Source organism: Actinomadura sp. NPDC048032 (assembly GCF_040653175.1).
Lineage (GTDB): Bacteria > Actinomycetota > Actinomycetes > Streptosporangiales > Streptosporangiaceae > Spirillospora > Spirillospora verrucosospora.
Window position 1 is genome coordinate 1 of record NZ_JBEZJP010000223.1, and the last position, 12,800, is coordinate 12,800.

A 12,800-nucleotide genomic window follows, 5' to 3' on the forward strand; every position below is an offset into this window, starting at 1 on the left:
AGTTCGTGGCCGGGTCGTAGTAGTTGCCCACGAACAGGACGGGGGCGTTCGTCCGCCGGTTGAAGGGCCCCGTGTAGGCAGCTGGCCCAGGCCCAGGCCAGCGCGGCCGCCGGCTGCAAGGTCGACTACACGACGAACGACTGGGGCACGGGCTTCACCGCCTCCGTGACGGTCACCAACCTCGGCGACCCGATCAGCGGCGGCTGGACGCTGGAGTGGGACTTCGCCGGCAACCAGCAGGTGACCTCTGGCTGGAACGGGACGTTCGCCCAGTCCGGCAAGCACGTCACCGTGAAGAGCCCGAGCTGGGCCCAGACGCTGGCGACCAACGCGACGGCCAACCCCGGCTTCCAGGGCACCTACTCCGGCGCCAACCAGGCGCCCGCCCAGTTCAAGCTGAACGGGACCGTCTGCACAGGGTCGGCGGGACCGACCGACCCGCCCACCGATCCGCCCACCGATCCGCCTCCGGGCAACCGCGTCGACAACCCCTACGCCGGGGTGAAGGCGTACGTGAACCCCGAGTGGTCGGCCAAGGCCGCGGCTGAGCCGGGCGGCAGCGCGGTCTCCGGCCAGCCGACCGGCGTGTGGCTGGACAGGATCGCCGCGATCCAGGGGGCGAACGGCTCCATGGGCCTGCGCGCCCACCTCGACAAGGCCCTCGACCAGGGCGCCGGTGTGGTCCAGCTCGTCGTCTACGACCTGCCCGGGCGTGACTGCTCCGCGCTGGCCTCCAACGGCGAACTCGGGCCGAACGACCTCGACAAGTACAAGACGCAGTTCATCGACCCGATCGCGCAGATCCTCGGCGACGCGAAGTACGCGGGCCTGCGGATCGTCACGGTCGTGGAGATCGACTCGCTGCCGAACCTCATCACCAACGCCGGAGGCCGGCCGACGGCCACCCCCGCCTGCGACACGATGAAGGCCAACGGCAACTACGAGAAGGGCATCGCCTACGCGCTGCAGAAGCTCGGCGCCATCTCCAACGTCTACAACTACCTCGACGTGGGCCACCACGGCTGGATCGGCTGGGACGACAACTTCGGTCCGACCGCGCAGCTGCTCGCGACCGTCGCGCAGTCGTCCGGCTCCAAGAACAACGTCGCCGGGTTCATCACCAACACCGCCAACTACGGGGCCCTGCAGGAGCCCTACTTCACCATCAACGACACCGTGAACGGCACGTCCGTCCGGCAGTCCAAGTGGGTCGACTGGAACCGGTATGTCGACGAGCTCTCCTACGCGCAGGCGTTCCGGCAGGAACTCGTCAAGGACGGGTTCGACTCGGGCATCGGCATGCTCATCGACACGAGCCGCAACGGCTGGGGCGGCGCGAACCGCCCGACCGGTCCCGGCCCGAAGACCAGCGTGGACGCCTACGTGGACGGCAGCCGGACCGACCGGCGCATCCACCTCGGCAACTGGTGCAACCAGGCGGGCGCGGGCCTCGGCGAGCGGCCCAAGGCGGCCCCCGCCGCGGGCATCGACGCCTACGTGTGGATGAAGCCCCCGGGTGAGTCGGACGGCGCCAGCAAGGAGATCCCGAACGACGAGGGCAAGGGCTTCGACCGGATGTGCGACCCCACGTACACCGGCAACCCGCGCAACAACAACAACATGAGCGGCGCGCTGGCGGACGCCCCGCTGTCCGGGCACTGGTTCTCCGCCCAGTTCCAGGAGCTGCTCAAGAACGCCAACCCGCCCGTCCGGTAACCGGCCACCACGGAAACGGCCCCGTGACCCGCTCCGGTCACGGGGCCTCTTCCCGTCCTGGAGGCGGGCCCCGAAAGGGAACGGCCCGCGGCGTCCCCGGTCGGACGCCGCGGGCCGCGTTCTGCCCGGGCCTCAGGAAGTCATGCAGTGCGGTTCGAGCGCGGTCGGCGAGCCCGGGGCCTTCACCGTGAACCCGAACGTGGTCGACGCCCCCACGGCGAGCGCGCCGTTGTAGTTCGCGTTCTTGACCGTGACGTCTGGACCGGACTGCGTGAAGCCGCCGTTCCAGAGGCTGTCGACGGTCTCGCCGTTGGCGAAGGTGAAGTGGGCCATCCAGCCGCCCAGCGGGAGCGTGCCGGTGTTGGTGACGGTGATCTCGCCCTGGTAGCCGCCGTTCCAGCTGCCGACGGAGCGGTACCCGGCCTTGCAGACCTTGCCCGGGTCGCCGGGCGGGTCGGTCGGCGGGTCGGTCGGGCCGCCGCCGTCCTCGCCGACGCCCGTCACCTCGCCGTTGCCTCCGTCGAAGACCACGTCGGAGCAGCCGTAGAACGTCTCGTTGCTGTCCGAGCGCTGCCACACGGTGTACAAGAGGTGGCGGCCGCTCTTGCCGGACGGCAGCTTCGCGTTCCAGTGGTAGTAGGCGTCCTCGCTGCCGGGCGAGCCGACGCTCGGCGGGTCGGTGACGCTGTAGAACGGCTGGTCCTCCAGGTCGTCCCAGCTGAGGGGCCTGGTCGGGCTCCAGCTGTCCTTCGTGACGTAGGTGCGGAACGTTCCGGGATGGGCCGCCCACTTGTTGTACCGGAACTCGATGTCGGCGCCGGAGGTCAGGTGCGTGACCGGCCAGTCGTCGCGGGCGAGGTCGTAGCCGCCGAAGTCGTAGACGACCGCGCCGCCGCTGCACAGCTTCCCGTCGGGGATGAAGCCGCGGGTGCGGCCCGCCCCGTCCGAGCGCAGGACGGCGAACCAGTTGTAGAGCGAGTTGGGGCCGCTCTGCGCGACCGCCGCCGCGCAGGCCGGGTTGTGCGGGACGATCTGCCCGGTCGGGCTCAGGCCGTCCTTCCAGCACAGGTAGGTGCGGCTGCCGGGCACCATCATCGCGCCGTGCGCGGACGCCGGCGCGGCCGTCAGCAGCGCGCCGGCGATCATCGCGGGGCCGAGCACCGCCCCCGCGGCCAGTGCCCTTCGTCTTCGCTTGCCCATGTTCCTCCCGTCACCGGGCCAGAGAGTGCTGTCCAGCGGACGCTAACTCCGCCTCGCAGGGCTCGTGAACGGGCCTTTCAGGCTTTCATCGGCCGCCGGAGGCGCGGGCGCGGAGGCAGGGCTCAGCCCTTCGTCGCGCCCGCGGTGAGCCCTCCGATCAGCTGGCGCTCGGCCACCGCGTAGAAGGCGATGGCGGGCGCCATCGCCAGCACGATGTAGGCGATGACGAGCGCGTAGTTCGTCGAATACTGCCCCTGGAACTGCTGGATGCCCACGGGGATCGTCTGCCATTTCGGATCGGCCAGCACCAGCAGCGGGAGGAAGAAGTTGTTCCAGCTCGTCACGATGGCCAGGACCGACACGGTGCCGAGGGCGGGCCTCGCCATCGGCAGCAGGATGCGCCAGAAGAACCCGAACCGGGTGCAGCCGTCCATGATCGCCGCCTCCTCCAGCTCCGCCGGGATCGTCCGGAAGAACGAGCGCAGGATGATGATCGTGATGGGCAGCGCGAACGCGGCCTGCGGCAGGATGACGCCGAGCGGGTTGTCCAGCAGCCCGAACGAGCGCAGCAGGACGAACAGCGGCAGCACCGCCACCGCCGGCGGGAACATCAGGCCGGCCGCGAACAGCGTGAAGAAGAACTCGCGGCCCCGGAAGGCGTAGCGGGCGAACGCGAACGCCGCGAGCGCCGCCGCCGCGACCGTGAGCAGCGTGGTGGCGACGGCGATCATCACGCTGTTGCCGAGCTGCCGCCAGAAGTCGCCGGACGACAGGATGCCGGTGTAGTTCGACGTCTTCCAGGGCGAGGGCAGCCCGACCGGATCCGTGGTGAGGTCGCCCGTGGTCTTGAAGCCGGAGACGACCGCGTACAGCAGCGGCACGACGATGAAGGAGCCGAGCACCCACACCAGGGTGTGCCGGGACGCGCTCCGCGCGAGGGCCGCCCTCATGGGCGGCCTCCCGCGGAGGTGACGGCGCCCTGCAGGTCGCGGCGCAGCGCGTAGCGCTGGTAGAGCAGGGAGAAGACCATGCTGATGAGGAACATGGCCACGCTGATCGCGCTCGCGTAGCCCATCTGGTACCGCTTGAACCCGAACTGGAACATGGTGACGGCCATCGTCTCCGTGGAATGCGTCGGCCCGCCGGTCGTGATGACCCACACGAGGTCGAACAACTGGATCGAGCCGATGACGGACAGGAACACGCTGATCCGCAGCGTCGGCGCGAGCAGCGGCAGCGTGACGCCGCGGAACCGCCGCCACGGCCCGGCCCCGTCGATCGAGGCCGCCTCCAGCACCTCGGCGGGGACGCCCTGCAGCCCGGCGAGGTAGATCATCATGTGGAAGCCGAAGTACTTCCAGGTCATGACGGCGAACAGGGTGGGCAGCGCGGTGCCCGGGTCGGAGAACCACCGGCTGGCGAGGCCGCCGACGAGGGGCAGGTCCCCGACGAGCGTGTCGGCGAGCCCGGTGCCCGGCAGGAAGATGATGCCGAACAGCACTCCGGCGATCACCTCGGACAGGATGTAGGGCGCGAAGAAGACCGCCCGGTAGACCGCGCGGCCGCGCATCCGCTGGTTGAGCAGGACGGCCGTGCCGAGCGCGATCGGCAGCTGGACGGCGATCGACAGGATGACCATGACCAGGCCGCGCCACAGGTCGCCGCGGAAGACGGGGTCGCCGGCCAGCTTCCGGTAGTTGTCCAGGCCGGCGAAGTCCTCCGGCCGGCCGAAGCCGCCCCAGGTGAAGAAGCTCGTGTAGAACGCGACGAAGATCGGGATCAGCACGAAGAAGAGGAACAGCAGCAGCGCCGGGAGGAGGAACCAGGTCGCGGACATCCAGCCGCGCAGCCGCCGCCCCGCCGGCGCGCCGCGGGCCCGCCCCCGCGGGGCCCGCACGGCGGGCCGCGGCCGGTCGCCGGTCGTGGCGGAGCCCCGGATCGTGTGGGTCATTGGCTCTTGGCCGCCTTGGTCACCTGCTGGGCGACCTCTTCCGGGGTCCCCTTGCCGCCGACGAGGGCCGCGACGCTGTCGTTGACCTGCTGCCCGACGGCGGGCGGGAAGGCCTGGTCCAGGTAGAGCTGGAACCCGCTGGAGCCGTCCAGCGCCTGCGCGACCTGCTTGCGGTTCGGGTCGTCCAGCGCGCTCTCGGCTCCCTTGACGACCGGCATGAAGGCGCCCGAGGAGACGAGCTTGCGCTCGTTCTCGCCGTTCATCAGGAACGTCAGGAAGTCCAGCGCCTCCTTGGGGGCGTCCTTGCTGAGCGCGTGGCCGTTGCCGCCGCCGAACACGTCGGTGACGGCTCCCTGGCCTCCGTCGACGGTCGGGAAGGGGAACCAGCCGAGGTCGTCGCCGATGCCCTTGCCGGAGGCGTCCTTCTCCACCGAGGGCGCCCACTGCCCCATCAGCTCCATGCCGGCCTTCCCCGCGCCCATGGTGGCGGCCTGGCCGCCCGGCGCGTCATAGCCGGCGTTCTGGAAGCCGCTCTGGAAGGGCTGGAGGTCGACCAGTTCCTTGAGGTGCTGCCCGGCCTGGACGAACGCCGGGCCGGTGAAGTCGTTCGACTTGGCGGCCTGCTCCAGCGCGGTCATGCCGCCGACGCGCATCGCGAGGTAGGCCCAGTAGTAGTGGCCGGGCCACTTGTCCTTCCCGGCCAGCGCGATGGGGGCGACACCGGCGCCCTTGAGCTTGCGGACGGCGTCCAGCAGCTCCGCCCAGGTCTTGGGGGTGCCCTTGATCCCGGCCTTGGTGAAGTGCCGCTTGTTGTACCAGAAGCCGACCATGCCCATGTCGTACGGGACGGCGTAGGTCTTGCCGTCGAACTGGTACGCCTTCTGCGACACCGGGGTGATGGTGCCGAGCAGGCTCGCCCCGTCCGAGGTGAGGTCCTTCACCAGCCCCGCGTCGATCTGCTGCTTGAGCACGCCGCCGCCCCAGGTCACGAAGACGTCCGGCAGCTTCCCCGAGGCGACCAGCGCGGTCATCTTCGACTTGTAGGCCTCGTTCTCCAGGTTGGTGAGCTTGATCCTGACGTTCGGGTGCGACGCCTCGTAGGCCTTGGCGATCTGCGGATAGAGCGACTTGGACGGTTCGGTGGTCGCGATGTCCATCCACTCGACGGTCACCTTCCCTCCCGACCCGGAACCGCCGTCGCCGCAGGCGGCGACCAGGGGCGCGGCGGCGGCCAGCACGGCGCCCGCGGAGACTGCGGTGAGGAGGGAACGGCGCGACAGCGGTGGGATGCCCATGATGGCCTCCTGGATCGGGGGTGGCTCGGCCGGGAGCGGCGGGGCGGGACCGCTCTTCGAAACATTTCGAAAATCTTCGGGCTTGCCGTTGCCGTGGAACTCTAAGAAAGGGCCCCCTCACGGTCAAGGCTTCTGCGGCGAGTGACCGAAATCGAACGTCCGAGAAGGCGTGGACGGGGGCTAGGAGAGCGCGAAACATTGCGATACTGTTCGCAATCGTTTCCTCGGGGAGGAGAGAAGCGTGCCCGTGCGCACCACCGACGAGATGCCGGACCCCCCGTCCCGGCCGACCCTGGCGCTGATCGCCTCCGAGGCGGGGGTGTCCCCCGCCACGGTCTCCAAGGTCCTCAACGGCCGCACCGACGTGGCCGCCGCGACCCGCGAGCGCGTGGAGGCGCTGCTGCGCACCCACAACTATCCGGGGCCCGGCGGGTCCCGGCGCGCCCGCAGGTCCGGGCTGATCGACCTGGTCCTGGCCGGTCTGGACAGCCCGTGGGCGGTGGAGATCCTGCGCGGGGTGGAGGCCGAGTGCGCCGAGCACGGCACCGGCGTCGTCGTCTCGCTGGTGCGCGAGGACGACGCCCGCCCGCCGAGCTGGCAGAACCTGCCCGCGCTGCACCACAGCGACGGGGTGATCCTGGTGACGTCCCGGATGACGCGGCGCCAGCGCGAGCAGCTGGAGCGCGCCGGCGTCGGGCTCGTCCTGGTCGACCCGGTGAACCTGCCGGACACCGAGATCGCCAGCGTCGGCGCCACCAACTGGGCCGGCGGGCTCGCCGCGACCGAGCACCTGATCGGGCTCGGCCACCGCCGCATCGCGATGATCGGCGGGCCCGCCGACATGCTCTGCACGCAGGCCCGGGTCGACGGCTACCGGACGGCCCTGGAGCGCGCCGGGATCGAGGTCGACCGGGAGCTCGTCCGGTACGGCGACTTCCACCACCAGGGCGGGTACACCCGCACCCGCGAGCTGCTGGCGCTGCCCGAGTCGCCCACCGCGGTCTTCGCGGGCAGCGACGAGCAGGCCATGGGCGCCTACCAGGCGGCCCGGCTCGCCGGGCTGCGCATCCCCGAGGACCTGAGCGTCGTCGGCTTCGACGACCTGCCGACCTGCGAGTGGCTGTCTCCGCCGCTGACGACCGTCCGGCAGCCGCTGGAGGAGATGGGCCGCGTCGCGGCCCGCACCCTGCTCCAGCTGCTGGACGGACGGCCGCCGCTGACCCCCCGCGTGGAGCTGGCCACCGACCTGCGCGTGCGCGCCTCCACCGCGCCGCCGCCCTCCGCCCCGCCATCCCGCACACCGCCGTCCCCCACGGAGGAGCGATGACCGAAGCCGTCCCGGCCCCGAGCGCGATCCGCGGGCCCTGGCAGGATCCCGGGCTGCCGGTCGCCGAGCGGGTCGCCGGCCTGCTGGCCCGGATGACCCCCGAGGAGAAGGCGGGGCAGCTCGCCGGCTTCTGGGCGATGCCGGCCGAGCCGGGCGAGCCGGTGGCGCCGATGGAGGACGACTCCCACGAGACCGCCCCGCGCCTGGAGGAGATCCTGGACCGCGGTCTCGGCCAGCTCACCCGCGTGTTCGGCACCCTCCCGGTCGCGGCCGCCGAGGGCGCCGCCCGGCTCCGCGAGCTGCAGGGCCGGGTCGCCGCGGCCAACCGGTTCGGCCTCCCGGCGATCGCGCACGAGGAGTGCCTCAACGGCTTCATGACGTGGGGCGCCACCGTGTTCCCCAGCCCGCCCGCGTGGGGCGCCACCTTCGACCCCGACCTGGTCGGCGAGATGGCCGCGGCGATCGGCGCGAGCCTGCGGGCGGCGGGCGTCCACCAGGGCCTCGCGCCGGTGCTCGACGTCGTCCGCGACGCCCGCTGGGGCCGCACCGAGGAGTGCATCGGGGAGGACCCGTACCTCGTCGGGGTCCTCGGCACGGCCTACGTGAGGGCCTTGGAACGATCCGGCATCGTCACCACGCTCAAGCACTTCGCCGGCTACTCCGCCTCCCGCGCCGGCCGGAACATGGCGCCGACGCCGATCGGCCCGCGAGAGTTCGCCGACGTCGTGCTGGAGCCGTTCGTGATGGCGCTGCGCGACGGCGGCGCCCGCTCGGTCATGCACTCCTACACCGACGTGGACGGGATGCCCGCCGCGGCCGACGAGCGCCTGCTGACCGGCCTGCTGCGCGAGCGGCTCGGTTTCGCGGGCGTCGTCGTCGCCGACTACTTCGGCATCTCGTTCCTGGAGAGCCGGCACCGGGTGGCCGGGTCGCGGGGCGAGGCCGCCGCGCTGGCGCTGCGCGCCGGGATCGACATGGAGCTGCCGACCGTCCGCTGCTACGGCGCACCGCTGATCGAGATGGTCCGGCGGGGCGACGTTCCCGAGGAACTGCTCGACCGCGCCGCCGGCCGCGTCCTGGCGCTGAAGGCCGAACTCGGCCTGCTGGACGGCGCGCCCGTCCCGGACGAGGGAGCGGAGCTCGACTTCGACCCTCCGGAGCACAGGGCGCTGGCGCGGCGGCTGGCCGAGGAGTCGGTCGTCCTGCTGGCGAACGACGGCGTGCTTCCGCTGTGCTCCGGCGAGGGGGTGGTGCTGGCGGGGCCGCTGGCGGACGACCCGTTCGCGATGCTGGGCTGCTACACGTTCCCGAGCCACGTCGGCCGCCGGCATCCGGAGATGCCGCTCGGCGTGCGGATCCCGACGCTGGCGGACGCGCTGCGCGCCGAGCTGCCCGGCGTGCGGGTCGCGGGCTCGGACGACGTGTTCGTCGCCGAGGACGCCGACATCGAGGCCGCGGTCGCGGCGGCGCGCGAGGCCGAGGTGTGCGTGCTCGCCCTCGGCGACCGGGCGGGGCTCTTCGGCCGCGGCACGTCCGGCGAGGGCTGCGACGCCGAGACGCTCGCGCTGCCCGGGCGGCAGGCCGAGCTGGCCGCCGCCGTCCTGGACACCGGCACGCCCACGGTCATCGTGATGCTGACCGGGCGCCCCTATGCGATCGAGGCCCTCGCCGACCGGGCCGCCGCCGTCGTGCAGGCGTTCTTCCCCGGCGAGGAGGGCGGCGGGGCCGTCGCGGGGATCTTGTCGGGCCGCGTCGAGCCGTCGGGGCGGATGCCGATCAGCGTGCCGCGGCGCGCGTCCGGCCCGCCGGTCACCTACCTGCGGTCGCTGATGGACGGCGGGCACGACTGGAGCGCGGTCGACCCCGTCCCCCTCTACCCGTTCGGCCACGGCCTGACCTGGACCTCGTTCGAGTACGAGGACCTGCGCATGGACGCACGGGCGGCGACCGACGGGACGGTGACGGTCAGCGCGGTCGTCCGGAACACCGGGGGGCGCGCCGGGACGGAGGTGGCGCAGCTGTACCTGTCCGACCCGGTGGCCTCGGTGGTGCGGCCCGCCCGCTGGCTCGCCGGATGGGCCAGGGTCCGGCTGGAGCCGGGCGAGGCCGCGCGGGTCGCGTTCCGGGTGCACGCCGACCGGACCTCCTTCACCGGCCCGGACCTGCGGCGCATCGTCGAGCCCGGCGTCGTCGAGGTCTGCGTGGGACGGTCGAGCGCCGACCTGCCGCTGCGCGGCGCGTTCACGCTCGACGGGCCCGTCCGCGAGCTCGGCCCGGACCGGGTCCTCACCGTCCCGGTGGAGGTGACGCCGCTGTGACCGCTTTCGACAACCCGATCCTGCCAGGCTGCCATCCCGACCCGACGGTCTGCCGCGTGGGCGACGACTTCTACCTCGTGACGTCCACCTTCGAGTGGTTCCCCGGACTGCCGGTCTTCCACAGCCGCGATCTCGTGCACTGGCGCCGGCTCGGGCGCGCGCTCGACCGGCCCGGCCAGCTGCCGCTGGACGGCGTCCCGGCGTCGGGCGGCCTGTACGCGCCGACGCTGCGGCACCACGACGGCACCTTCTACCTGGTCTGCACGCTGGTGGACGGGACACACTGGTCCGGGCACTTCGTGATGACGGCGTCCGATCCCGCTGGGCCGTGGTCGGACGCGCACCGCCTGGACGGCGACGGTATCGACCCGTCCCTGTTCTTCGACGACGACGGCCGCGCGTGGTGCACCGGCACCCGGCCGACCGGACGCTACGAGGGCCACACCGAGATCTGGCTGCGCGAGTTCGACCCGTCCGCCCTCGCCCTGACCGGCGAGGAGCACGTGATCTGGGACGGCGCGGTGAAGGGGGCGATCTGGTCCGAGGGCTCCCACCTCTACAAGATCGGCGGCCGGTACGTGCTGCTCACGGCCGAGGGCGGCACCGCCCGCGACCACGCCGTGATGGTCGCCCGCGCCGACGACGTCACGGGCCCCTACGAGGGGAATCCGCGCAACCCGGTGCTGACGCACCGCGACCTCGGCGCCGGGCATCCGATCGTCGGGGCCGGGCACGCCGACCTCGTGGACACGCCCGACGGCGAATGGTGGATGGTGCTGCTCGCGATGCGCCCCCACCACCTCGACCGGTGCGTCCTCGGGCGGGAGACGTTCCTGGCGCCGGTCACCTGGGAGGACGGCTGGCCGGTGACCGGCGGCCGGGTCGAGCCGAGCCACCCCGTCCCGTCGCTGCCGCCGCATCCGTGGCCGGCCGCCCCGGCGTGCGACCACTTCGACGGGCCCGATCCGGACCCGGCCTGGAACATGCTGCGCACGCCGCGCGAACGCTGGTGGAGCCTGACGGAGCGCCCCGGGCACCTGCGGCTGCGCGCCCGCCCGGAGACCCTCGCGGACGTGGCCAACCCCTCGTTCCTCGGACGGCGCCAGGAGCACCCGGACTTCGCCGCGTTCACCTCGCTCGACTTCGCACCGGCCGACGAGGAGTGGGCCGGGCTCGCCCTCGTGCAGAACAACGACTTCCACGTCCTGCTCGTGTCGACGGGCGAAGGGCTGCGCCTGGTCAAACGCGAGCAGGGCGTCGAGACGGTGCTCGCCACGGGCCCTGCCGTCCCGGGGCCCGTCCGGCTGGGCTTCGAGGCACACGGGCGCTGGTACCAGGCGTCCTACGGCGCGGCGCCGGGCGAGTGGACGCCGCTCGGCGACCCGGTGGACGGCGACATCCTCACCAGCCAGGTCGCGGGCGGGTTCACCGGCGCCTACATCGGCCTCTACGCCACGTCCAACGGCCGGACGGGCGGCGGCCACGCCGACTTCGCCTGGTTCGAGTACCGCCCGCTCTAGAGGAGCAGCGCGGGGTCAGCGATCACGCGTTCCACGACGAGGCCCGCGGCGCCGAGGACCGCGGCGCCCTCCGCCAGGCCGGACACCTCGACCGGAGGCACGCCGCGCCGCAGCGAGCCCGGCCCCTCCGCGAGGACGCCCTCCAGCGGGGGCCGGATCCAGGCGGCCAGCGGGGAGAACACCCCGCCGAGCACGATGGTGTCCGGGTCGATCAGGTTGACGGCCGAGGCCAGCGCGCCGCCGAGCGCGCGGCCCGCCCGGGCCACCGCGTCGAGCGCCGCCGCGTCGCCGCCGCTCAGCCGGTCGACCAGCCGGCCCACCGAGCCCTCGGGCCCGGCGGCCGGCCGCGTCACCGGCAGGCCCGCCGCGCGCAGCATCGCCTCCTGCCCGGCGATCTGCTCCAGGCAGCCGCGCCCGCCGCAGGAGCAGGCGGGGCCGGACGGGTCGGCGACCAGATGCCCGAGCTCGCCCGCGAAGCCGTGCGCGCCGCGGAAGACCCGCCCGTCCACGACGATGCCGGCGCCGATCCCGATCTCGCCCGAGACGTGCACGAAGTCGCCGAACCGGGCGCCGCCGCCGAACCACAGCTCGCCCAGGGCGGCGAGGTTGGCCTCGTTGTCGTACTCGGCGGGCAGCGCCGTGGCGAGGCCGGGGGCGCCGGTGACGGGGACGTCCGTCCAGCCGAGGTTCGGGGCGTGCCGCACCACCCCGTTCTCGCGGTCGAGCAGGCCGGGCAGGGCGACCGCGGCGCCGGCGACGGTCAGGCCCTGCCCGGCGGCCGCGGCGACCGCCTCGCCCGCCAGCGCGGACAGCGCGGCGAGCACGGCGCCGGGCTCGCGCCCGCGGTTGTCGGAGCTGACGACGTGCCGGTAGCGGACCTGCTTGGCGAGGTCGAGGACGCAGGCGGCGAGGTAGTCGACGTTGACCTCCAGGCCGAGCCCGGCCGCGCCGTCGCCGTGGACGGACACGCCCACGCCGGGACGTCCGCGCTCCCCCTCGCGCACCGGCGCGCCGTCCCGCACCAGGCCCGCGCCCTCCAGCAGGGAGACGAGGTTGGACACCGTCGTCTTGGTGAAGCCGGTGAGCTCGGCCAGGCGCGCCCGCGTCACGGGCTGGTGGCGGGCCACGTGCTCCAGGACGACGGCGAGGTTCCGCTCCCGCATCGTCGCGTGCCGGACGGGGGCGTTGGCGGACTTCGTCATGGAAGAACCCTAAATGAAGCAGGTGTATAGGCAGGGCAGAGGCCCTCTGCTAGGTTATTTAGTCCAAGCTCTTTACGAAAGGCGGGACCCGGATGCCCGAGAGCCTGGTCGCGGGCGTCGACTCCTCGACGCAGTCGACGAAGGCCGTGCTGTGCCGCGCCGCGGACGGCGCCGTGGTCGCGGCCGCCTCCGCCCCGCATCCGGACGGGACCGAATGCCACCCCGACCACTGGTGGCGCGCGCTGGGCCAGGTCAGGGAACTGCTCGAACG

9 protein-coding genes and 1 pseudogene are annotated in these 12,800 nt (G+C 72.9%); 5 read left to right on the forward strand and 5 right to left on the reverse strand.

Translation table 11 applies throughout. From position 1 onward, the window contains the following. Nucleotides 1-81 precede the first annotated feature (81 nt). Nucleotides 82-1,716 carry a glycoside hydrolase family 6 protein gene (locus AB0C69_RS25670; RefSeq protein ID WP_360357698.1) on the forward strand — a complete coding sequence of 545 codons (1,635 nt, stop codon included), beginning with the start codon at nucleotides 82-84 and terminating at the stop codon, nucleotides 1,714-1,716. 132 nt (nucleotides 1,717-1,848) lie between these two features. Here AB0C69_RS25670 and AB0C69_RS25675 read toward each other — a convergent pair whose 3' ends face one another. The 4 genes from AB0C69_RS25675 to AB0C69_RS25690 all read right to left on the reverse strand — a co-directional run bounded on the left by AB0C69_RS25675 (nucleotide 1,849) and on the right by AB0C69_RS25690 (nucleotide 6,162). Then, a complete protein-coding gene (locus tag AB0C69_RS25675) occupies nucleotides 1,849-2,916 on the reverse strand; it encodes a lytic polysaccharide monooxygenase (protein ID WP_360357688.1) in 1,068 nt (355 codons plus the stop codon). A 122-nt stretch (nucleotides 2,917-3,038) separates the two neighbouring features. Next, nucleotides 3,039-3,866, reverse strand: a complete 828-nt coding sequence (locus AB0C69_RS25680) for a carbohydrate ABC transporter permease (protein WP_360357690.1) — start codon at nucleotides 3,864-3,866, stop codon at nucleotides 3,039-3,041. Further along, nucleotides 3,863-4,867, reverse strand: a complete 1,005-nt coding sequence (locus AB0C69_RS25685; RefSeq protein WP_360357691.1) for a sugar ABC transporter permease — start codon at nucleotides 4,865-4,867, stop codon at nucleotides 3,863-3,865. The genes AB0C69_RS25680 and AB0C69_RS25685 overlap by 4 nt, the downstream gene beginning before the upstream one ends. Next, the gene (locus tag AB0C69_RS25690) at nucleotides 4,864-6,162 is read right to left on the reverse strand and encodes an extracellular solute-binding protein (RefSeq protein WP_360357693.1); all 1,299 of its coding nucleotides are present in this window, start codon (nucleotides 6,160-6,162) and stop codon (nucleotides 4,864-4,866) included. Before AB0C69_RS25690 ends, AB0C69_RS25685 begins: the two co-directional genes overlap by 4 nt. Before the next feature lie 265 nt (nucleotides 6,163-6,427). Here AB0C69_RS25690 and AB0C69_RS25695 point away from each other — a divergent pair, with 265 nt between their 5' ends. From AB0C69_RS25695 to AB0C69_RS25705, 3 genes are read left to right on the forward strand one after another with little or no spacing between them, the layout of a single operon-like run. Continuing rightward, the gene (locus AB0C69_RS25695; RefSeq protein WP_360357699.1) at nucleotides 6,428-7,489 is read left to right on the forward strand and encodes a LacI family DNA-binding transcriptional regulator; all 1,062 of its coding nucleotides are present in this window, start codon (nucleotides 6,428-6,430) and stop codon (nucleotides 7,487-7,489) included. After that, the gene (locus AB0C69_RS25700; RefSeq protein ID WP_360357694.1) at nucleotides 7,486-9,807 is read left to right on the forward strand and encodes a glycoside hydrolase family 3 N-terminal domain-containing protein; all 2,322 of its coding nucleotides are present in this window, start codon (nucleotides 7,486-7,488) and stop codon (nucleotides 9,805-9,807) included. Before AB0C69_RS25695 ends, AB0C69_RS25700 begins: the two co-directional genes overlap by 4 nt. Next, on the forward strand, nucleotides 9,804-11,327 hold the full coding sequence (locus AB0C69_RS25705) for a glycoside hydrolase family 43 protein (protein ID WP_360357695.1): 1,524 nt from the start codon (nucleotides 9,804-9,806) through the stop codon (nucleotides 11,325-11,327). The genes AB0C69_RS25700 and AB0C69_RS25705 overlap by 4 nt, the downstream gene beginning before the upstream one ends. Here AB0C69_RS25705 and AB0C69_RS25710 read toward each other — a convergent pair. Next, nucleotides 11,324-12,529: an ROK family transcriptional regulator gene (locus AB0C69_RS25710; RefSeq protein ID WP_345176276.1), complete on the reverse strand. Its 1,206-nt coding sequence runs from the start codon at nucleotides 12,527-12,529 to the stop codon at nucleotides 11,324-11,326. The genes AB0C69_RS25705 and AB0C69_RS25710 overlap by 4 nt on opposite strands. 92 nt (nucleotides 12,530-12,621) lie before the next feature. Here AB0C69_RS25710 and AB0C69_RS25715 point away from each other — a divergent pair. Then, nucleotides 12,622-12,800, forward strand: a pseudogene (locus tag AB0C69_RS25715) (xylulose kinase); the annotation flags it as partial.

Excerpts from the sequence above, each read along its gene's own strand:
- AB0C69_RS25700 (WP_360357694.1), top strand. The coding sequence starts at position 7,486 with ATGACCGAAGCCGTCCCGGCCCCGAGCGCGATCCGCGGGCCCTGGCAG.
- AB0C69_RS25695 (WP_360357699.1), top strand. The coding sequence starts at position 6,428 with ATGCCGGACCCCCCGTCCCGGCCGACCCTGGCGCTGATCGCCTCCGAG.
- AB0C69_RS25685 (WP_360357691.1), bottom strand. The coding sequence starts at position 4,867 with ATGACCCACACGATCCGGGGCTCCGCCACGACCGGCGACCGGCCGCGG.
- AB0C69_RS25675 (WP_360357688.1), bottom strand. The coding sequence starts at position 2,916 with ATGGGCAAGCGAAGACGAAGGGCACTGGCCGCGGGGGCGGTGCTCGGC.
- AB0C69_RS25680 (WP_360357690.1), bottom strand. The coding sequence starts at position 3,866 with ATGAGGGCGGCCCTCGCGCGGAGCGCGTCCCGGCACACCCTGGTGTGG.
- AB0C69_RS25690 (WP_360357693.1), bottom strand. The coding sequence starts at position 6,162 with ATGGGCATCCCACCGCTGTCGCGCCGTTCCCTCCTCACCGCAGTCTCC.
- AB0C69_RS25710 (WP_345176276.1), bottom strand. The coding sequence starts at position 12,529 with ATGACGAAGTCCGCCAACGCCCCCGTCCGGCACGCGACGATGCGGGAG.